Genomic DNA, 21231 nt, shown 5'->3' on the forward strand with positions numbered 1-21231 from the left:
GCCCGCGGTGAAAGAAGACCCGCCCCGGCGCAGGTCAACCGCGAAGGCGGCGGGGGGTGTCCTACCAGGGGCGCGGGGAACTGCGCGCCCGGCCCCCACCGGCCCGCGGTGAAAGAAGACCCGCCCCGGCGCAGGTCAACCGCGAAGGCGGCGGGGGGTGTCCTACCAGGGGCGCGGGGAACTGCGCGCCCGGCCCCACCGGCCCGCGGTCAAAGAGGAATCCGCCACGCCGCAGGAGGGGCCACACATACAAAGCGGCACAAGGCCCCCGGCCAGCACTCCGCGCAGGACAAACGTCGACGCCCGCCCATACCCCTACCGTGAGGGACGTACGTACCCCTAGACACACCACCGCGGAAGGGCCGGGAATCGACATGACTTCCATCCACGCCTTCTGGCTCGCCGGTCGCCAGACCACCGGCGAGACCACCTTCGACGTCACCTCGCCCTGGGACGGACGGGTCGTCGGCAAGGCCGCCGTACCGACCGACGCCCAGGTCGAGGAAGCCGTCGCCGCCGCGTACGCCGTGCGCGACGAGTTCGCCGCCACCCCGGCCCACGTCCGCGCCGCCGCCCTCACCCACGTCTCGAACCGCCTGGTCGAGCGCACCGAGGAGATCGCCCAGCTGATCTCCGCCGAGAACGGCAAGCCGATCAAGTGGGCCCGCGGCGAGCTCGGCCGCGCCGTCTCCGTCTTCCGGTTCGCCGCGGAGGAAGCCCGCCGCTTCAACGGCGGCGAGGCCCAGCGCCTGGACACCGACGCCGGCGGCCAGGGCCGTCTCGCCCTGACCCGCCGCTTCCCCAAGGGCGTCGTCCTCGGCATCGCGCCGTTCAACTTCCCCCTGAACCTCTGCGCGCACAAGATCGCCCCGGCCATCGCGGTCGGCGCGCCGATCATCCTGAAGCCGGCCCCGGCCACCCCGCTCTCCGGCCTGATCCTCGGCGAGCTGCTCGCCGAGACGGACCTGCCGGCCGGTTCCTGGAGCATCCTGCCGGTCGCCAACGACAAGATGCCCGCCCTCGTCCAGGACGAGCGGATGCCGGTCATCTCCTTCACGGGTTCCGAGAAGGTCGGCTACGCGATCATGGACTCGGTGCCGCGCAAGCACTGCACCCTGGAGCTCGGCGGCAACGGCGCGGCCGTCGTCCTCGGCGACTACTCCTCCGACGAGGACCTCGACTGGGCCGCCTCTCGCATCGCCACGTTCTCCAACTACCAGGGCGGCCAGTCCTGCATCTCCGTGCAGCGGGTCATCGCGGACGCGTCCGTGTACGACCGGCTCGTGCCGCGCGTGGTCAAGGCCGTCGAGGCCCAGGTCACCGGCGACCCGTCCGACCCGGCGACCGAAGTCGGCCCGCTGGTCAACGAGGACGCCGCCAAGCGCGTGGAGTCCTGGGTCGACGAGGCCGTGAAGGCGGGCGCCAAGGTCCTCGCCGGCGGCAGGCGCGACGGCGCCTCCTACGCGCCGACCGTCCTCGCCGACGTACCGGCCGACACCACGATCGCCTGTGAGGAGGTCTTCGGCCCCGTCCTCACCCTGAAGAAGGTGGACGGCGAGGCCGAGGCGTTCGACGCCGTCAACGACTCCAAGTACGGCCTCCAGGCGGGCGTCTTCACGCACGACCTGCAGACCGCCTTCCGCGCGCACCGCGCCCTGGAGGTCGGCGGCGTGGTGATCGGCGACGCCCCCTCCTACCGCGCCGACCAGATGCCGTACGGCGGCGTGAAGCAGTCCGGTGTGGGCCGTGAGGGCGTGCGCTTCGCGATGGACGACTACACGTACGAGCGCGTCATGGTCCTGACGGGCCTCGCCCTGTAGGACCGCGCGTCCCGAGACGGAAAGCGCCCCGAGACGGAAAGCGTCCCGAGACCAACAGCGTCCCAAGACCGAAAGCGTCCCGAGACCGACGGCCGGAGCCCACTGTGCGGGGGCTCCGGCCGTTGTCGTACGCCCAAGAGCCTGCCTGGTGGTGGTGACACCAGGCTCCGCACGCTCTCCCCACCCGACGCCCCGCGCCGCCACCCTGGTCGGCATGGACCGACACACCACCCTCGTCACCGGCGCGACCCAGGGCCTGGGCCGCGGCATCGCACTCGACCTCGCCGCCCGCGGTCACGCCGTCCTCCTGCACGGCCGCGACCGGACCCGCCTGGACGCCGTCGCCGCGGAGGTGCGGGACCACGCCCCGGACGCCCCCGTCCGCACCTACCTCGCCGATCTCGCCGACCTCGACCAGGTGCGCACACTGGCCGCCGAGATCGCCGCCGCCGAACCCCGGCTCGACGGACTCGTCAACAACGCCGTCGCGGGCGGCGGCGCCGAACCCCTCCGGCGGGAGTTCAGCGCACAGGGGCACGAACTGCGGTTCGCCGTGAACCACCTCGCCCCCTACGCCCTCGTCCGCGGCCTGCTGCCCCTGCTCACCGCGTCCGCGCCCGCCCGCGTCGTCAACGTCGCCTCCATCGGGCAGGAGGCGGTCGACTTCGACGACATCATGCTGGAGCACGGCTACGAAGGGCTGCGCGCCTACTGCCGGAGCAAGCTCGCGATGATCATGGCGACCTTCGAGTTGGCCGCCGAGCTCGACGGCACCGGCGTCACCGTGAACACCCTCCACCCGGCGCACCTCATGGACACCGAGGGCGTAAGGGCGTACGGCCTCGCCCCGCTCGTCGGCGTCGACGAGGGAGTACGGCCCACCGTGCGGCTGCTCGTCGACCCCGAACTGCACGGCACGACCGGCCGCTACTTCGACCGGTACACCGACACCCGTGCGCACGAGCAGGCCTACGACACCGGGGCCAGGGCCCGCCTGACGGAGCTGACCCACCGTCTCCTCGACCTCCCCCGGGGGAGCGAAGGCTGCGCGAGGACTGGTACGCGCGGGGCGAATCGGGTACCAACGATCCAGTAGCACCAGTCAGTAACCGACCGGGTCACGATCGGGCCGACCGGCCCGACGGCCCCACTCCGCGGCGAGGTGAGCTCCTCATGTCCGCACCAACCCCCAAACCGTCCGTGAGCGAACGCGAGGCCCGGCAGGTCGCCGAGGCCGCCCGCGAACAGGACTGGCGCAAGCCCAGCTTCGCCAAGGAACTCTTCCTCGGCCGATTCCGTCTCGACCTCGTCCACCCGCACCCGATGCCGCCCGACGAGGACGCGCAGCGCGGCGAGGAGTTCCTCGCCAAGCTCCGCGACTTCTGCGAGACGAAGATCGACCCGGCGCGCGTCGAGCGCGAGGCGAAGATCCCCGACGAGGTGCTCAACGGCCTCAAGGAGCTCGGCGCCCTCGGCATGAAGATCGACACGAAGTACGGCGGGCTGGGTCTCACGCAGGTGTACTACAACAAGGCCCTCGCCCTGGTCGGCTCCGCCAGCCCCGCGATCGGCGCGCTGCTCTCCGCGCACCAGTCGATCGGAGTACCGCAGCCCCTGAAGATCTTCGGCACACAGGAGCAGAAGGACGCGTTCCTGCCCCGCTGTGCCCGTACCGACATCACCGCGTTCCTGCTCACCGAGCCCGACGTCGGTTCGGACCCGGCGCGCCTCGCGACGATGGCGGTGCCCGACGGCGACGAGTACGTCCTGGACGGCGTGAAGCTGTGGACCACCAACGGCGTCGTCGCGGACCTGCTCGTCGTCATGGCGCGGGTGCCGAAGTCCGAGGGCCACAAGGGCGGCATCACCGCGTTCGTCGTGGAGGCCGCGTCCGAGGGCGTCACCGTCGAGAACCGCAACGCGTTCATGGGCCTGCGCGGCCTGGAGAACGGCGTGACCCGCTTCCACAACGTACGGGTCCCCGCCGCCAACCGCATCGGATCCGAGGGCGCGGGCCTCAAGATCGCCCTGACCACCCTCAACACCGGGCGGCTCTCGCTGCCCGCCATGTGCGTCGGTGCGGGCAAGTGGTGTCTGAAGATCGCCCGCGAGTGGTCGGCCGCCCGGGAGCAGTGGGGCAAGCCCGTCGCGTTCCACGAGGCGGTCGGCTCGAAGATCTCCTTCATCGCGGCGACGACCTTCGCGCTGGAGGCCGTCCTCGACCTGTCCTCGCAGATGGCCGACGAGGACCGCAACGACATCCGCATCGAAGCGGCCCTCGCCAAGCTGTACGGCTCCGAGATGGCCTGCCTGATGGCCGACGAGCTCGTCCAGATCCGCGGCGGCCGCGGCTTCGAGACCGCCGAGTCCCTCGCGGCCCGCGGCGAACGCGCCGTCCCCGCCGAACAGGTCCTGCGCGACCTGCGCATCAACCGCATCTTCGAGGGCTCCACCGAGATCATGCACCTGCTGATCGCCCGCGAGGCGGTGGACGCCCACCTGAAGGTCGCCGGCGACCTCATCGACCCCGACAAGACCCTGTCCGACAAGGCGAAGGCGGGCGCGCGGGCCGGTGGCTTCTACGCTCGCTGGCTGCCCAAGCTGGTGGCGGGGCCCGGCCAACTCCCGCGGTCCTACTCCGAGTTCCACCCCGAGGGCCACCCTGACCTCTCCGGCCATCTGCGCTACGTCGAGCGGAGCGCCCGCAAGCTGGCCCGCTCCACCTTCTACGCCATGTCCCGCTGGCAGGGGAAGATGGAGACCAAGCAGGGCTTCCTCGGCCGCGTCGTCGACATCGGCGCCGAGCTGTTCGCGATGAGCGCGGCGTGCGTGCGCGCCGAACTCCTGCGCACCACCGAGGACCACGGCCGCGAGGCGTACCAACTGGCCGACGCCTTCTGCCGCCAGTCCCGCATCCGGATCGAGGAACTGTTCGGCCGGCTGTGGACCAACACCGACGACCTGGACCGCAAGGTGGTCAAGGGCGTCCTCTCGGGGACGTACACCTGGCTGGAGGAAGGGGTCGTCGACCCCTCCGGTGACGGCCCGTGGATCGCGGACACCGCGCTGCCCGCGACGCCACGGCCGGATGTGCGCAGGGTGATCAAGGAGGGGTGAGCGGTCAGCCGAGCGCCAGCTGGTGCAGGGCCGCGAGCGCGCCGTCGATGGCGTGCGGCTGTGGCTTCCCCGAGGCGTCCGGCTTGTTCCACCGCATGAGGTTGACGGCGAGGGACATCTGACGCCGGCCGTCGGCACTGGTCTGGGACGTCGTCCCGGCGCCCCAGACCGTGCCCTCGTGCCCCCAGTGGACGCGGCCGCCCGGGCCCTCGGTCCGCGTCAGGCCGAGGCCGTAGTCGAGTGTCTTGCTGCCGTCCAGGGCGCGCACCGGACCCGTGCGCTGCATCTGCTCCAGCGACGACCGGTCGACGACGCAGCCGTCGAGCAGCTCGCGGTAGAAGTGGTTGAGGTCCGCGACGGTCGACACGAGGCCCGCGCCCGTCATCACCCAGGACATGTCGTAGACGCTGTAGTCGCGCGGCGGTTCGATCAGTCCGTACAGCGCTTCGTACATCAGCGAGTGCGGCCCCTCGATGTGCGTCCCGGTCGGGAACGAGGTGTTCCGCAGTCCGGCGGGTTCGATGACGTCCCGGGTGATGCACTTCTCCGCCGTCACGCCGGTGACCTGCTCGAGAAGCTGTCCGAGGAGCAGGTAGTTGGTGTTGGAGTACGTTCCGACGGGCCCTCCTGGCGCGCCGCCGGGAGGCGCCGCGAGGCCCATCGCGATCAGCTCGGCCGGGCGGAACTCGCGGAACCGGTTGTCGTCCAGGCTCGCTGGGGACACGTCCTTCAGGACGGGCAGGCCCTTGAGCGAGGGGAAGGCGTACGGGAGGTAGTCGCTGAGGCCGCTGGTGTGGTCGAGCAGCATCCGGACCGTGATCTCCCGGCCGCGCTCGCCGGGCACCAGCTCCGGCAGGTACGTGCCGATCGGCTCGTCGAGCCGGACCCTGCCCTCCTCGACCTGCCGCAGGACCGCGACGGCGGTGAAGGTCTTGGTGACGCTGCCGACACGCTGGCGCATGTCGGGGTCGACGGGACGGCCGGTGTCGAGGTCGGCGACGCCGGACGCGCCGCGCCACACGCGGTCGCCGTCGCGCACCTCGGCGAAGACGCCCGGCACACCGGCGTGGTGGACGGCGTCCAGGGCGGACTGCAACCGGTCGGGGGCGGGCAAGGGGGATCGGGTCGTCATGACAGGGGTCCTCTCCGGGGTGCTGCGCTTTCGGGCTCCATCGCGGCCATCCTGCGGGAGCACCCGTGACGAGATCGTCCGCCATCCGTCGCGCATCCCGCCCCGAAGACGCGCCGCCCGGCGCCAACCCCGGGAAATCGTTTGGAGCGGTGGCGCGGCGCTTCTACGGTGGCCCGGTGATGACCCAGGTGATCGTTCTCAACGGTGGTTCCAGCTCGGGGAAGTCCGGGATCGTGCGGTGTCTGCAGTCGGTCCTGCCGGGGCCGTGGCTGGCCTTCGGCGCCGACACGCTGGTCGACGCGATGCCCGCGTCCCTGCGGTCCGCGGACGGCGGCATCGGGTTCGCCGCGGACGGCACGGTGAGCGTCGGGGAGGAGTTCCGGGCCCTGGAGGCGGCGTGGATCGAAGGGGTCGCCGCGATGGTCCGCGCGGGCGCCCGGATCGTCGTCGACGAGATCTTCCTGGGCGGCGGCGAGTCGCAGCGGCGCTGGCAGAAGGCGTTGGACGGGCTGCCGGTGCTGTGGGTCGGCGTCCGGTGCGCCGGTGAGATCGCCGCGGCCCGCGAGATCGCGCGGGGCGACCGGGCCGTCGGCATGGCCGCGTCCCAGGCCGAGGTGGTCCACCGCGGCATGGTCTACGACCTGGAGATCGACACCGCCCACACCGAGTCGATGGAGTGTGCGCGAGCCATTGCTGCCGCCGTGTGACCCAGCACACAATGAGTGCACCGGGCGGCGAGCCCGGGAGGGGGCACCATGTCCGTCCTCAGGCTGGACCAACTCACCGGCAGGATCATGCGGGCGGGCGAAGGCAGAATGCTGCGCAAGCTCGAACGCGTCAGGGATCAGGTCAACTCCATCGAGGGTGAGATCGAGCGGCTCACCGATGCCGAACTCCGCGCTCTCACCGACGAGTACAAGGAGCGGTACGCCGGCGGGGAGAGCCTCGACGCGCTGCTCCCCGAGGCCTTCGCGACCGTCCGCGAGACCGCACGGCGCGTCCTCGGCATGCGCCACTTCGATGTCCAGGTGATGGGCGGCGCGGCACTCCACATCGGCACCGTCGCCGAAATGCAGACGGGCGAGGGAAAGACCCTCTCCGCCACGCTGCCCGCATATCTGAACGCCCTGACGGGCAACGGAGTTCACCTCGTCACGGTCAACGACTACCTGGCCGAGCGCGACGCCCGCTGGATGGGCCGCGCCTACCGTTTCCTCGGGCTGACCGTCGGCGTCATCAAGGCGGACATGACCGCCGACGAACGCCGTGCCGCGTACGCCTGCGACATCACGTACGGCACGAACAACGAATTCGGCTTCGACTACCTGCGCGACAACATGGCCTGGTCGAAGAGTGAACTGGTGCAGCGCGGGCACTACTTCGCGATCGTCGACGAAGCGGATTCCATCCTCATCGACGAGGCCCGCACCCCCCTCATCATCTCCGGCCCAGCCGACCAGCCGACACACTGGTACGGATTCTTCGCCGACGCCGTCCGCAGAATGCGGGGCGTCGCGATCCAGGAGGAGAAGTTCACGGCCCCGCAGCGCAAGCAGGAACTGGCCGACCTGCGTGTCGCGTACGACTACGAGTACGACCCGAAGAAACGCACCGTGTCCGTACTGGACAGCGGCATCGAATTCCTCGAGGACCAGCTGGGAATCGACAACTTCTACGACTCCGCCAACACCTCCCTCATAGGGCAGCTGCACAACGCGCTCAAGGCGAAGGAGCACTTCAAGAAGGACAAGGACTACGTCGTCACCGACGGGGAAGTCCTGATCGTCGACGAGCACACCGGACGCATCCTCGCGGGACGCCGCTACAACGAAGGCGTCCACCAGGCCATCGAGGCCAAGGAGGGCGTCGAGATCAAGGACGAGAACCAGACGCTCGCCACGATCACCCTCCAGAACTTCTTCCGCCTCTACGAGAAACTCGCCGGAATGACCGGCACGGCCATGACGGAGGCCGCCGAGTTCCACCAGATCTACAAACTCCACGTGGTGCCCATCCCCACCAACAAGCCGATGATCCGGGCCGACAAGGCCGACGTCATCTACCGCGACGAGTCCGTCAAATTCGAGGCGGTCGTCGCCGACATCATCGAAAAGCACGGCACCGGCCAGCCGATCCTCGTCGGCACCGTCTCCGTGGCGAAGTCCGAGCACCTCTCCACCCTGCTCACCCGGCGCGGCATCCGGCACGAGGTGCTCAACGCCAAGAACCACCAGCGTGAGGCGCAGATCGTCGCGCAGGCCGGCCGCAGGGGCGCCGTCACCGTCGCCACCAACATGGCGGGCCGCGGCACCGACATCATGCTCGGCGGAAACCCCGAGGCCATGGCGGAGGCCGAGCTCCGGGCGGACGGCCGCACCCCCGAGGACGACCCGGACGGGTACCGCACGGCCCTGGACCGCATCACCGCCGAGGCCGCCGCCGAGCACGACGAGGTCACCGGCCTCGGCGGGCTCTACGTCCTCGGCACCGAACGCCACGAGTCACGCCGCATCGACAACCAGCTGCGCGGCCGCTCCGGCCGCCAGGGCGACCCCGGCCGGTCCCGCTTCTACCTCTCGCTCGGCGACGACCTGATGCGCCTGTTCCGCGCCGAACTCGTCGAACGCGTCATGCTCATGGCCAACGTCCCCGACGACGTGCCCATCGAGAACAAGATGGTGACCCGCGCCATCGCCTCGGCGCAGTCCCAGGTCGAGCAGCACCACTTCGAGACCCGCAAGAACGTCCTCAAGTACGACGAGGTCCTCAACCGCCAGCGCGGCCTCATCTACCAGGAACGCCGCCGCGTCCTGGAGGGCGAGGACCTGCGCGAGCAGATGCGCCACTTCATGGCCGACACCATCGAGGCGTACGTCGCCGCCGAGACCGCGGACGGCTTCGCCGAGGAGTGGGACCTGGAGCGGCTCTGGACCGCCTGCCGCATGCTCTACCCCGCCCGCGTCACCACCGGCGACCTCGACCGGGAGGCGGGCGGCCGCGCCGACGTGACCCCGCAGCTGATCACCGAGACCCTGACCGACGACATCCACGCCCGCTACGAGGAACGCGAGCGCGCCCTCGGCGCCGACGTCATGCGCGAACTGGAGCGCCGCGTGGTGCTCTCCGTCCTCGACCGGAAGTGGCGCGAGCACCTGTACGAGATGGACTACCTCCAGGAGGGCATCTGGATGCGGTCCTACCTCGGCAGGGACCCCCTGTTCGAGTTCCAGCGCGAGGGCTTCGACCTGTTCACCGCCATGATGGACGCCATCAGGGAGGAGTCCGTCGGCTACCTGTTCAACCTGGACGTCCGCGCCGAAAGCCTGGAAGCGCCCAGGACCAGCGGCCAACTCCGCTTCAGCGCCCCGACGATCGACACCGCGGAGGGCGTCCAGGAGGGCGATTTCGACACCCCCGACGACAGCCGGGACGGCCCCCGAGACGACCCCCGCGACAAGAAGCGGTGACCCCGATCGGGCACGCCCTGTCGGGCCTGACCCGGGATGCGGCCACAATAGGGGGATGAGCGACAGCGCATCCCCCCTCGCCGACCCGCATCTCGTCTTCGACCCCCTCACGGGGGACGGACCGCGGGACATCGTGATCCTCGGCTCCACGGGCTCGATCGGCACCCAGGCCATCGACCTCGTCCTGCGCAACCCCGACCGCTTCCGCGTCACGGCGCTGTCCGCCGCGGGCGGCCGCGTGGGCCTCCTCGCCGAGCAGGCGCGTCAGCTGCGGGTCGGGACGGTCGCCGTCGCCGACGAGAACGCCGTACCGGCACTGCGCGAGGCCCTGAAGGGGCAGTACGCCGCGGGGGAGCCGCTCCCCGAGATCCTGGCCGGACCCGACGCCGCGGCACAGCTCGCCGCGTCCGACTGCCACACCGTCCTCAACGGGATCACCGGCTCCATCGGCCTCGCGCCGACGCTCGCCGCCCTCGAAGCGGGCCGCACCCTCGCGCTCGCCAACAAGGAATCCCTCATCGTCGGCGGCCCCCTCGTCAAGGCGCTCGCCAAGCCCGGCCAGATCATCCCGGTCGACTCCGAGCACGCCGCGCTCTTCCAGGCGCTGGCCGCCGGCACGCGCGCGGACGTACGGAAACTGGTCGTCACCGCCTCCGGCGGCCCCTTCCGGGGACGTACGAAGGCCGACTTGGCGGACGTCACCCCCGAGGACGCGCTGGCGCACCCCACCTGGGCCATGGGCCCGGTCATCACCGTCAACTCCGCGACGCTGGTCAACAAGGGTCTGGAGGTCATCGAGGCACACCTGCTCTACGACATCCCCTTCGACCGCATCGAGGTCGTCGTCCACCCGCAGTCGTACGTCCACTCCATGGTGGAGTTCACCGACGGCTCGACCCTCGCCCAGGCCACCCCGCCCGACATGCGCGGCCCCATCGCCATCGGTATCGGCTGGCCCGAACGCGTCCCCGACGCCGCCCCGGCCTTCGACTGGACGAAGGCGTCGACCTGGGAATTCTTCCCCCTCGACAACGACGCGTTCCCGTCGGTCGGGCTCGCCCGGCGCGTCGGGGAGCTCGCGGGCACGGCTCCGGCAGTGTTCAATGCCGCCAACGAGGAGTGCGTGGACGCGTTCCTGAAGGGCGCGCTGCCCTTCAACGGCATCATGGAGGCCGTCACGAGGACGGTGGAGGAACACGAGGCCGCCATCACCGGCGGGCCGGGAACCTCCCTGACCGTCGCGGACGTCCTCGAAGCGGAGACCTGGGCGCGTGCTCGGGCACGCGAACTGGCAGCAAAGACGACCGCGGAGGCCCGTGCATGACGACACTGATGATGATCCTCGGGATAGTCGTCTTCGTGATCGGACTGCTCTTCTCGATCGCCTGGCACGAGCTGGGGCACCTGTCGACCGCCAAGATGTTCGGCATCCGTGTGCCGCAGTACATGGTGGGCTTCGGGCCGACCCTGTTCTCGCGCAAGAAAGGCGACACCGAGTACGGCGTCAAGGCGATCCCTCTCGGCGGGTACATCCGCATGATCGGCATGTTCCCGCCCGGCGCCGACGGCCGTATAGAGGCACGGTCCACGTCCCCCTGGCGCGGCATGATCGAGGACGCGCGCTCGGCGGCGTTCGAGGAGCTCAAGCCCGGCGACGAGACCCGCCTCTTCTACACGCGCAAGCCCTGGAAGCGCGTGATCGTGATGTTCGCCGGGCCGTTCATGAACCTGATCCTCGCCGTGGCGATCTTCCTCGGCGTGATGATGACGTTCGGCATCAGCAGCCAGACCACCCAGGTCGGCAAGGTCTCCGACTGCGTCATCCAGCAGAGCGAGAACCGCGCGAAGTGCGAGAAGGGCGACAAGGCCGCGCCCGCCAAGGCAGCGGGCCTGAAGCCCGGCGACAAGATCGTCGCCTTCCAGGGGCAGTCCGTCGGCGACTGGTCCGCGCTCCAGTCGAAGATCCGCGAGACCATCGGCCCGGCCACCATCACGGTCGAGCGCGACGGCAGGCGTCTCGACCTGCACGCGAACCTCATCAGGAACCAGGTCACCAAGACCGACGGCGACGGTGCCTACGTAGAGGGCAAGTACGTCTACGCCGGCTTCCTCGGCTTCACCCCCGCCACCGGCATCGTGCAGCAGTCCTTCGGCGACTCCGTCGACCGCATGGGCGACATGATGGAGAGCGGCGTCGAGTCGATCATCGCCCTGCCGTCCAAGATCCCCGACCTCTGGAACGCGGCGTTCGGCGACGGCGAGCGCAAGCAGGACTCCCCGATGGGCGTCGTCGGCGCGGCCCGTGTGGGCGGCGACGTCTTCACCCTGGACATCCCGCCGGAGAACCAGATCGCGATGATGCTGTTCCTCATCGCGGGCTTCAACCTCTCGCTCTTCCTCTTCAACATGCTGCCGCTGCTCCCGCTCGACGGCGGCCACATCGCGGGCGCCCTGTGGGAGTCCGTGCGCCGCAACGCGGCGAAGGTCCTGCGCCGCCCCGACCCGGGCCCGTTCGACGTCGCCAAGCTGATGCCGGTCGCGTACGTGGTGGCGGGGATCTTCATCTGCTTCACGATCCTCGTCCTCATCGCGGACGTGGTGAACCCCGTCAGAATCTCCTGATTACGCGAAGTTCGCGGCGGCCCGGCACCTTGTGTGTCGGGTCGCCCACCATTGGGTGGACTTCCGGACGTGATGTGCCCGGGCCCTGGGGGGTGCCGTAATCTCGAATCCGGAGCCCGCCGATCTCGGGACCATGAGCACACCTTGTGCTCGACACTCTGTGATCCACACTCTTGGGGATGCTCGCCAGATGACTGCCGTATCGCTCGGAATCCCGTCCGTTCCGACCAAGCTCGCCGACCGAAGGGTCAGCCGCAAGATCCAGGTCGGCACGGTGGCCGTGGGCGGCGACGCACCGGTCTCGGTCCAGTCGATGACGACGACGCGTACGTCCGACATCGGCGCCACGCTCCAGCAGATCGCGGAGCTGACCGCTTCCGGCTGCCAGATCGTGCGCGTCGCCTGCCCGACGCAGGACGACGCGGACGCGCTGCCGATCATCGCGAAGAAGTCGCAGATCCCCGTGATCGCGGACATCCACTTCCAGCCGAAGTACGTGTTCGCCGCGATCGACGCCGGGTGCGCGGCGGTCCGCGTCAACCCGGGCAACATCAAGCAGTTCGACGACAAGGTCAAGGAGATCGCGCGCGCCGCGAAGGACGCGGGTACGCCGATCCGCATCGGCGTCAACGCGGGCTCCCTGGACGCGCGCCTCCTCAAGAAGTACGGCAAGGCCACCCCCGAGGCGCTCGTCGAGTCGGCCCTGTGGGAGGCGTCCCTCTTCGAGGAGCACGACTTCCGCGACATCAAGATCTCGGTCAAGCACAACGACCCGGTCGTCATGGTCAACGCGTACCGCCAGCTCGCGGCCCAGTGCGACTACCCCCTCCACCTCGGCGTGACCGAGGCGGGCCCCGCCTTCCAGGGCACGATCAAGTCCGCCGTCGCGTTCGGCGCGCTGCTCTCCGAGGGCATCGGCGACACGATCCGCGTCTCCCTCTCGGCGCCGCCCGCGGAGGAGATCAAGGTCGGCATCCAGATCCTCGAATCCCTCAACCTGCGCCAGCGCCGCCTGGAGATCGTCTCCTGCCCGTCCTGCGGCCGCGCCCAGGTCGACGTCTACAAGCTCGCCGAAGAGGTGACCGCCGGCCTCGACGGCATGGAGGTCCCGCTCCGCGTCGCCGTCATGGGCTGCGTCGTGAACGGCCCCGGCGAGGCCCGCGAGGCCGACCTCGGCGTCGCCTCCGGCAACGGCAAGGGCCAGATCTTCGTCAAGGGCGAGGTCATCAAGACGGTGCCCGAGTCCAAGATCGTGGAGACGCTCATCGACGAGGCGATGAAGATCGCGGAGCAGATGGAGAAGGACGGGGTGGCCTCCGGCGAGCCCACGATCTCCGTCGCGGGCTGACCCCTGCGCTCTCCCTCCCCCCTCCGGCCCCGGCAGCTCCCAGAGCACCGGGGCCGCCCTCTGGGCCCCGCCCACCGGCTGGGACCGCGGAGCGGCGGGGAGGGGTTCGGGGGCGGTCAGGAACGGGCGCCGCAGCACCCGCACCCCGACGGACAAAACACCCGCACCCCGACGGACAAAAGGGGCCTCCGCACGAGGCGCCCCCGCCAGGTACAGTGCGGAGATCAGCAGACCGTATGGTGAGGCCCCCGCACGTGTTGACTCAGACCACCACCCGGGTCCTCGAACCGAGTGACCTCGACGCCGCGCTCGCCGTGCTCGACCGCGAGCCGGTCGCGAACGCCTTCGTGACCGCCCGCGTCCAGGTGGCAGGCCTCGACCCCTGGCGCCTCGGCGGCGAGATGTGGGGCTGGTACGAGGACGGCATGCTCGCCTCCCTCTGCTACGCGGGCGCCAACCTCGTCCCCATCTGCGCCACCCCGCGGGCCGTCCGCGGCTTCGCGGACCGCGCCCGCCGGGCGGGCCGCCGCTGCTCGTCCATCGTCGGCCCCGTCGAGTCCACCGCCCAGCTGTGGCGGCTCCTCGAGCCCTCCTGGGGCCCCGCCCGCGAGGTCCGCGCCCAGCAGCCCCTGATGGTCGCCGACCGGCTCCCGGACGACATCGTCCCCGACCCGTACGTCCGTCGTGTCCGCAAGGACGAGATGGAGACGATCATGCCGGCGTGCGTGGCGATGTTCACCGAGGAAGTCGGCGTATCGCCGCTCGCGGGGGACGGCGGACTGCTCTATCAGGCCCGCGTCGCCGAACTCGTCGGCTCCGGCCGCTCCTTCGCCCGCCTCGACCGCGACGGCAAGGTCGTCTTCAAGGCGGAGATCGGCGCCGCCACGTCGCAGGCGTGCCAGATCCAGGGAGTCTGGGTGGCCCCCGAGTACCGCGGCCGCGGCTTCGCCGCCCCCGGCATGGCCGCCGTCCTGCGCTACGCCCTCGCGGACATCGCCCCCGTGGCCAGCCTCTACGTGAACGACTTCAACACCGCGGCCAGGGCGGCGTACCGAAGGGTCGGCTTCCAGGAGGTCGGCGCCTTCATGAGCGTCCTGTTCTGAACGCACGCGCCGCGAAGTAGGGTCGCCCCATGACAGACGATGTCGTGATCGCGCCGCTCGACCTCGCCGCGCGCGTGGACGACGCACTGCGCGTCCAGGCCCACGCCTTCGGACTGAGCGACGACGAAGTGGCCGTCCGGCGGCAGATCGTCCTGCGGCACCTCACCTACCCGGGCGCCCGCGCGTTCGGCGCGACCACCCCCGACGACCGCCTCGTCGGCTTCGTCTACGGCATGCCCAACAGCCGCGGCCACTGGTGGTCGACGGTCGTCGAGCCGTACCTGCGCAGCCAGAACCTGGACGGCTGGCTCGACGACTCCTTCGTGATCACCGAGCTGCACGTGCACCCGGGCCACCAGAACCGCGGCATCGGACGCGCCCTCATCACGACCATCACCGAAGGCGTCCCCGAGCCCCGCTCGATCCTCTCCGCGATCGACGTGGAGAGCCCGGCCCGCGGTCTCTACCGCTCCCTGGGCTACACGGATCTGGCCCGCCGCGTCCTGTTCCCCAGCGCCGCCCGGCCGTACGCGGTGATGGGCGCGCCCCTGCCGCTGCCACCGCCGCCGAAGCGGTTCTGAGCCGTAACCGATTTCCGCCCGCCCCCGGCCCCCGGCTAACCTCCTGCGTACCACCCTTACAGCAGGAGTTCACCATGGCCCAGGTCCAGCGCATGTCCCGACTGATGGCGAAGACCTTGCGCGACGACCCTGCGGACGCCGAGGTCCTGAGCCACAAGCTCCTCGTCCGCGCGGGATACGTGCGCCGCACCGCCGCCGGTGTCTGGTCGTGGCTGCCGCTGGGCAAGAAGGTCCTCGCCAACGTCGAACGCGTCGTACGCGAGGAAATGGACGCCGTGGGCGCGCAGGAGGTCTCCCTCCCGGCCCTGCTGCCCAAGGAGCCCTACGAGGCGACCGGCCGCTGGACCGAGTACGGCGCGGAGCTGTTCCGCCTCAACGACCGCAAGGGCGGCGACTACCTCCTCGGCCCCACCCACGAGGAGATCTTCACCCTCCTGGTCAAGGACCAGTGCACGTCCTACAAGGACCTGCCGGTGATCCTGTACCAGATCCAGACCAAGTACCGCGACGAGGCCCGCCCCCGCGCCGGCATCCTGCGCGGCCGCGAGTTCCTGATGAAGGACTCGTACTCCTTCGACCTGGAGGACGAGGGCCTCGCCCAGTCGTACGCGCTGCACCGCGCCGCGTACCAGAAGATCTTCCAGCGCCTCGGCCTGGACTACCGCATCTGCGCCGCCACCGCCGGCGCCATGGGCGGCTCGAAGTCCGAGGAGTTCCTCGCCCCGGCCGCGGCCGGCGAGGACACCTTCGCCGACTGCCCGAACTGCGACTACGCGGCGAACACCGAGGCCGTCTCGTTCGCCCTGAAGCCGGTCGACGCGGCGGACGTGCCCGCCGCCGAGGACATCCCCACCCCCGACACCCCCACCATCGAGACGCTCGCCGCGCACCTCGGCGTCCCCGCCTCGGCCACCCTCAAGAACCTCCTCGTGAAGGTCGACGGCGAGATCGTCGCCGTCGGCGTCCCCGGCGACCGCGAGGTCGACCTCGACAAGGTCGAGGCCCACTTCGCCCCGGCCGCCGTCGAGCTCGTCACGGCCGAGGACTTCGAGGGCCGCGACGATCTCGTCCGCGGCTACGTCGGCCCGCAGGGCCTGGCGAAGGTCCAGTACATCGCCGACCCGCGCGTCGCCCCCGGCACCGCCTGGATCACCGGCGCCAACAAGGACGGCGTGCACGCCAAGAACGTCGTCGCGGGCCGTGACTTCGAGGTCGACACGTACGTCGACGTGGTCGTCGTCCAGGAAGGCGACCCCTGCCCGAACTGCGGCACCGGCCTCAAGCTGGACCGCGCCATCGAGATCGGCCACATCTTCCAGCTGGGCCGCAAGTACGCCGACGCCTTCCAGCTCGACGTCCTCGGCCAGAACGGCAAGCCGGTCCGCGTGACCATGGGCTCGTACGGCATCGGCGTCTCCCGCGCCGTCGCCGCCCTCGCCGAGCAGCACGCCGACGACAAGGGCCTCATCTGGCCCGAGGAGATCGCCCCCGCCGACGTCCACGTGGTGGCGGCGGGCAAGGCGCTCCAGACCGAGCTGGCCCTCGAGGTCTCGGACAAGCTGGCCGCGGCCGGCGTCCGGGTCCTGGTCGACGACCGTCCCGGCGTCTCGCCGGGCGTGAAGTTCACCGACTCCGAGCTGATCGGCGTGCCGAAGATCCTGGTCGCGGGCCGCCGCTCCGCCGACGGCGTCGTCGAGCTCAAGGACCGCCGCACCGGCGAGCGCGAGGAGCTCACGGTCGACGAGGCGATCGCACGCCTCACCGCCTGACGGCACCCGCACACACGCGAGAGGGCGCACCCGCACGGGGTGCGCCCTCTCGGGTTCTCGCGTACCGCTACAGCCAGCCCGCGAACTCCAGGAGCAGCTCCGCGTCCTGCGTGCGCCCGACCCGCTGCGCCCGCACGCCCGACTCCACCGCACGGAACAGCGTCCAGCCCCGCAGCCGCTCCTGCTCGACCTCCAGGGACTCCGCCAGCTTCTTCACGCGCCGCCGCGTGATCGAGCTGCCCGACGGCGACGCGATCAGGTCCTCGACCCGGTCACGGACGAGCCGGGCCAGGTCGAAGGCGGGCTCGCCGACCACCGGGTCGGGGCCCACGGCAAGCCACGGCAGCCGGTCCCCGGCGAGCACCTTGCTCTGCCGGAACGTGCCGTGCAGCAGCCGTGGCTCCACGCTCGCCGCAAGCAGCTCGTCCCGCGCCGCGAGCGCCGCGTCGACCAGCGGCGCGACCGCCGCGTCGGCCGCGGCGGAGGCCCGCATCGCCGCGGCCTGCCGGCCCGTGCGCTCGGCGACCGTCTCGAAGCGGTGCCCGGCGGGCGGCTCCACCCACAGCCTGCGCAGCGTCCCCGCCGCCTCCAGGAGGGCCTTGGCCTCGGGCAGCGACCGCACGGACACGTCCCGGTGCAGCCGCTCCATGAGCAGCGCCCCGTCCGCGCACTCGGGGTCGAGCAGCCGCGCGGCGCCGAGTCCGTTCCAGTGGGCGAGCGCGGCCCGCTCGCTCTCCGGCCGCGACCGGGGCGGTACGAGCTTCAGCACCGCGGGCGTGTCGTCGGCGAGCCGCACCAGCAGCACGAGGCTGCTGCGGCCGCCGGGGACGTGCACCCGCTCGACGGTCAACTCGCGTAGAGCGACGGCCTTTTCGACTGCCCCGGGCAGCTTGTCCAGCCAGTCGTCGCCGTCCTGCGCCGTCTCGCCGAGTGCTGTGACGAGGCGCTGCGGCGGTTCGAGAGCCATGCGCGAGTCGTTCCCTTCCTGAGCGCGTTACGCCTGGGGTGTCGCCGGTGCGGACGACGGTGTCGACCGCTCGGCGAGCCCAGGGAAGGCTACGCTCTCGCCCCGCCACCGTGCCGCACGGACCGCCGCCTCCCGCAGCGCGAGGGCGGCGGTGCCCCGCCGGGTGCCGGACGAGGCCCGTACGAGATCGGAGTAGACGCCCGCGACCCGGTCCTCCAGCTCCGTGGCGAGCCGGACGGCCGCGGCGGAGTCCGGCACCGGGAAGGGCAGCGAGTACGCGGCGTCCGCGGACTGCGGCTCGCCGCCGAGGTCGCGCACCGCGCGCTGTAGCTCGTCGCGCCGGGCGCGGTGCGCGTCGTACGCGGTGCGCGCCTCCGCCCTGCGCTTGTCGCCGACGCGGCCGCCGACGACCCCGTAGCCGTACACGGCGGCGTGCTCGGCGCCGAGAGCGGCCTGCAGCGCCTTCAGCTCGTCGTCCTTCGACGGCTCCGGCGAGTCCTTCGTACCGCTCACTTGTCGTCCTCCGTCTCCGTCAGCAGGTAGGCGTGGGCCGCGCCCGCGGCGGCCACGGAGGCGAGCAGCCTGCCCTCCTCGGCGGGCGCGTCGAGCAGGGCCCTGCCCCGTCGGTCGGCCAGCTCGCGCTCGGCCTTGGCCAGGTCGCGCACGGCCGTCCTCGGGTCGGACGACACGGAGGGCGCGGGCGCCTTCGACGCGGAGCCGGCAGCGGAACCGGACGCGGCGGGGGTCGGGCTCTCGGCGTCCGTGCTCTTCTCGAACGCCTCCACGTGCCGCTTCACCTCGCCCCGCAGCGGCCCGAGCCGCCCGTCGAGCGAGGGATGCGCCGCGAGCACGCCGTCGTACTGCCTCAGGAGCTCCCTGCTGTCCTTCGCCGCTGCGGCGCGCAGGCGCCGGGCGGCGGACGGACGCTCGTCGGCGTCGGAGTCGGCGGAGTCCGTGCAGCCCGCGAGCAGTGCCGCGGACGCGACGCCGGCGGCCCCGGTGAGCAGACTCCTTCGACGCGGTCCCGGACGGGAGCGCGGGGCGGTGCGATACGACGGCACGGCAGACGTCCTCGGAAGGAAGGCCAAAAGGCGCGAGCGAGAAAGGTGCGAAAGGGAACGGAAAGGAACAGAAAGGGAGATCGGTGGGCACAGGCCCGGTGATCACCGTACCTTCGGACCGCCCCGGCGCCCGCGATCGGCTCGGAACGGAGCGCCGCATCGTCCCGTCCGTGGGCGGCAACACCCCTTCGGACCGGATACCCTTTGACCTGACACGCAGACTTGCAACGCACCCACAACAGCACACGCGGCCGAGGAGTCACCCGGATGAGCACCACCCAGAGCGAGAGGCTGCGGCAACTACTGGAACCGCTCGTCAGCTCGCAGGACCTGGATCTCGAAGAGATCGAAGTGGCCTCCGTCGGACGCAAGCGGGTGCTGAGAGTCGTCATCGACTCCGAGGACGGCGTGGATCTGGACCAGATCGCGGACGTGAGCCGGCTGCTCTCCGCGAAGCTCGACGAGACCGACGCGATGGGCGAGGGCGAGTACGACCTGGAGGTCGGTTCCCCCGGCGCCGAGCGTGCGCTCACCGAGCGCCGCCACTACCTGCGCGCGGTCGGCCGCCTGGTGAAGTTCCAGCTCACCGAGGGCGGCGAGGTGACCGCCCGCATCCTCACCGTGGACGACGAAGGCCTCGACCTCGAAGTGCCCGGAGTCAAGGGCCGCAAGCCCACCTCCCGCCGCCTCGCCTTCGACGAGTTCGACAAGGCGCGCGTGCAGGTCGAGTTCAACCGCAAGGACAAGAAGGAAGAGGAGGCGTAGCCGTGGACATCGACATGAGTGCCCTGCGGGGTCTGGTCAGGGAGAAGGAGATCTCCTTCGACCTCCTCGTCGAGGCGATCGAGTCCGCCCTCCTCATCGCCTACCACCGCACCGAGGGAAGCCACCGCCGTGCGCGCGTGAAGCTCGACCGCGAGAGCGGACACGTGACGGTCTGGGCGAAGGAGGAGGCGGACGACCTCGAGGAGGGCCAGGAGCCCCGCGAGTTCGACGACACCCCGTCCGACTTCGGCCGCATCGCCGCCACCACCGCGAAGCAGGTCATCCTGCAGCGCCTGCGCGACGCCGAGGACGACGCGACGCTCGGTGAGTACGCCGGACGCGAGGGCGACATCGTCACCGGCGTGGTCCAGCAGGGCCGCGACCCGAAGAACGTGCTGGTCGACATCGGCAAGCTGGAGGCCATCCTGCCCGTGCAGGAGCAGGTGCCCGGCGAGCAGTACCCCCACGGCATGCGCCTGCGCAGCTACGTCGTCCGGGTGGCCAAGGGCGTCCGCGGCCCGTCCGTGACGCTGTCGCGCACGCACCCCAACCTGGTGAAGAAGCTCTTCGCGCTGGAGGTCCCTGAGATCGCCGACGGTTCCGTCGAGATCTCGGCGATCGCCCGCGAGGCCGGCCACCGCACCAAGATCGCGGTCCGTTCGACGCGCTCGGGCCTCAACGCCAAGGGCGCCTGCATCGGTCCCATGGGCAGCCGTGTGCGCAATGTCATGGGCGAGCTCAACGGCGAGAAGATCGACATCGTCGACTGGTCCGACGACCCCGCCGAGATGGTCGCCCACGCGCTCTCCCCGGCCCGCGTCAGCAAGGTCGAGGTCGTCGACCTCGGCGCCCGCTCGGCCCGCGTGACCGTGCCGGACTACCAGCTGTCGCTGGCGATCGGCAAGGAGGGGCAGAACGCCCGCCTGGCCGCACGGCTCACCGGCTGGCGCATCGACATCAGGCCCGACACGGAGCAGCCCGCCGACCAGCACGACCAGTAGCGGTCCGGCGTCCGCGGAGCCGCCCGGGAATAAATTTCGGGCGGCCACCGCTTCGATCACGACAGTATGTGGCGAGTAGCCGTTCGATTCTTGCCCCAAAGGGGTGAGGTCGGTGCGGGGAGGTAGACTTAAGCGTGTCTGGCCGGACGCATGCCCGCGCATGCCCTGAGCGCACCTGTGTGGGGTGCCGGGAGCGAGCGGCCAAGAGCGATCTGCTGCGCATCGTGAGGAAAGAGGGCGCCTGCGTCCCCGATCCAAGCGGTACGCTGCCCGGCCGGGGTGCGTATGTACACCCCGCCCTGGTCTGTCTGGACCTGGCGGTCCGCCGCCGGGCGTTCCCGAGGGCGTTCCGCGCCCAGGGACCGCTCGACACGGAGGCACTGCGCCGGGCTGTCGAGACAGTTGCCCAGGAGGCAACACCGTAAGACGTGGGCGCACGGAACCCCGTGTGGCCCTGGTACCCCGCGAGTTGGAAGTA

At 70.9% G+C, this 21231-nt stretch carries 18 protein-coding genes; 14 read left to right on the forward strand and 4 right to left on the reverse strand.

Annotation, left to right across the window (positions count from 1 at the left end; all coding sequences use genetic code 11):
* The first annotated feature begins 374 nt into the window (after positions 1 to 374).
* From AC07DO_RS34095 to AC07DO_RS34105, 3 genes are all read left to right on the forward strand, one after another.
* Positions 375 to 1820: an aldehyde dehydrogenase family protein gene (locus AC07DO_RS34095; RefSeq protein WP_479065311.1), complete on the forward strand. Its 1446-nt coding sequence runs from the start codon at positions 375 to 377 to the stop codon at positions 1818 to 1820.
* 214 nt (positions 1821 to 2034) lie between these two features.
* Positions 2035 to 2916 (forward strand): SDR family NAD(P)-dependent oxidoreductase, encoded by an 882-nt coding sequence (locus AC07DO_RS34100; protein WP_479065313.1) that lies wholly within the window; start codon positions 2035 to 2037, stop codon positions 2914 to 2916.
* A 77-nt stretch (positions 2917 to 2993) separates the two neighbouring features.
* Entirely contained in the window at positions 2994 to 4937 is a 1944-nt protein-coding gene (locus tag AC07DO_RS34105) for an acyl-CoA dehydrogenase family protein (RefSeq protein ID WP_479065315.1), read from the forward strand.
* Positions 4938 to 4941: 4 nt separating this feature from the next.
* Here AC07DO_RS34105 and AC07DO_RS34110 read toward each other — a convergent pair whose 3' ends face one another.
* Positions 4942 to 6069, reverse strand: coding sequence for a serine hydrolase domain-containing protein (locus tag AC07DO_RS34110; RefSeq protein ID WP_479065317.1), 1128 nt, complete (start codon positions 6067 to 6069; stop codon positions 4942 to 4944).
* A 179-nt stretch (positions 6070 to 6248) separates the two neighbouring features.
* On the opposite strand from AC07DO_RS34110, the gene cpt reads away from it, so the two are divergent.
* From cpt to AC07DO_RS34150, 8 genes are all read left to right on the forward strand, one after another.
* Positions 6249 to 6776, forward strand: a complete 528-nt coding sequence (gene cpt, locus AC07DO_RS34115; protein ID WP_479065425.1) for a chloramphenicol phosphotransferase CPT — start codon at positions 6249 to 6251, stop codon at positions 6774 to 6776.
* A 48-nt stretch (positions 6777 to 6824) separates the two neighbouring features.
* Positions 6825 to 9536 (forward strand): preprotein translocase subunit SecA, encoded by a 2712-nt coding sequence (gene secA, locus AC07DO_RS34120; RefSeq protein WP_479065319.1) that lies wholly within the window; start codon positions 6825 to 6827, stop codon positions 9534 to 9536.
* A gap of 55 nt (positions 9537 to 9591) precedes the next feature.
* On the forward strand, positions 9592 to 10860 hold the full coding sequence (gene dxr / locus AC07DO_RS34125; protein ID WP_479065321.1) for a 1-deoxy-D-xylulose-5-phosphate reductoisomerase: 1269 nt from the start codon (positions 9592 to 9594) through the stop codon (positions 10858 to 10860).
* A complete protein-coding gene (locus tag AC07DO_RS34130; protein WP_479065323.1) occupies positions 10857 to 12158 on the forward strand; it encodes a M50 family metallopeptidase in 1302 nt (433 codons plus the stop codon). The genes dxr and AC07DO_RS34130 overlap by 4 nt, the downstream gene beginning before the upstream one ends.
* 190 nt (positions 12159 to 12348) lie before the next feature.
* Entirely contained in the window at positions 12349 to 13506 is a 1158-nt protein-coding gene (gene ispG / locus AC07DO_RS34135) for a flavodoxin-dependent (E)-4-hydroxy-3-methylbut-2-enyl-diphosphate synthase (protein WP_479065325.1), read from the forward strand.
* Positions 13507 to 13760: 254 nt separating this feature from the next.
* Complete coding sequence (locus AC07DO_RS34140; protein WP_479065327.1) at positions 13761 to 14609, forward strand: GNAT family N-acetyltransferase; 849 nt, start codon at positions 13761 to 13763, stop codon at positions 14607 to 14609.
* A gap of 29 nt (positions 14610 to 14638) precedes the next feature.
* A complete protein-coding gene (locus tag AC07DO_RS34145; RefSeq protein ID WP_479065329.1) occupies positions 14639 to 15190 on the forward strand; it encodes a GNAT family N-acetyltransferase in 552 nt (183 codons plus the stop codon).
* Positions 15191 to 15264: 74 nt separating this feature from the next.
* Complete coding sequence (locus tag AC07DO_RS34150) at positions 15265 to 16959, forward strand: proline--tRNA ligase (RefSeq protein WP_479065331.1); 1695 nt, start codon at positions 15265 to 15267, stop codon at positions 16957 to 16959.
* Between the two features lie 67 nt (positions 16960 to 17026).
* Here the strand turns inward: AC07DO_RS34150 and AC07DO_RS34155 are convergent, their stop codons facing one another.
* The 3 genes from AC07DO_RS34155 to AC07DO_RS34165 are packed head-to-tail and all read right to left on the reverse strand — an operon-like array spanning position 17027 to position 18987.
* On the reverse strand, positions 17027 to 17926 hold the full coding sequence (locus AC07DO_RS34155) for an aminoglycoside phosphotransferase family protein (protein WP_479065333.1): 900 nt from the start codon (positions 17924 to 17926) through the stop codon (positions 17027 to 17029).
* A gap of 27 nt (positions 17927 to 17953) precedes the next feature.
* Entirely contained in the window at positions 17954 to 18439 is a 486-nt protein-coding gene (locus AC07DO_RS34160) for a ferritin-like domain-containing protein (RefSeq protein WP_479065335.1), read from the reverse strand.
* Positions 18436 to 18987, reverse strand: a complete 552-nt coding sequence (locus AC07DO_RS34165; RefSeq protein ID WP_479065337.1) for a hypothetical protein — start codon at positions 18985 to 18987, stop codon at positions 18436 to 18438. The genes AC07DO_RS34160 and AC07DO_RS34165 overlap by 4 nt, the downstream gene beginning before the upstream one ends.
* 267 nt (positions 18988 to 19254) lie before the next feature.
* Between AC07DO_RS34165 and rimP the strand changes: the two genes are divergently transcribed.
* The 3 genes from rimP to AC07DO_RS34180 all read left to right on the forward strand — a co-directional run bounded on the left by rimP (position 19255) and on the right by AC07DO_RS34180 (position 21178).
* Positions 19255 to 19752 (forward strand): ribosome maturation factor RimP, encoded by a 498-nt coding sequence (gene rimP / locus AC07DO_RS34170; RefSeq protein ID WP_479065339.1) that lies wholly within the window; start codon positions 19255 to 19257, stop codon positions 19750 to 19752.
* A 2-nt stretch (positions 19753 to 19754) separates the two neighbouring features.
* On the forward strand, positions 19755 to 20753 hold the full coding sequence (gene nusA, locus AC07DO_RS34175; protein ID WP_479065341.1) for a transcription termination factor NusA: 999 nt from the start codon (positions 19755 to 19757) through the stop codon (positions 20751 to 20753).
* A 134-nt stretch (positions 20754 to 20887) separates the two neighbouring features.
* On the forward strand, positions 20888 to 21178 hold the full coding sequence (locus AC07DO_RS34180; protein ID WP_385934157.1) for a YlxR family protein: 291 nt from the start codon (positions 20888 to 20890) through the stop codon (positions 21176 to 21178).
* The last annotated feature ends 53 nt before the right edge of the window (positions 21179 to 21231 follow it).

Source organism: Streptomyces sp. NPDC045678 (genome assembly GCF_056432085.1).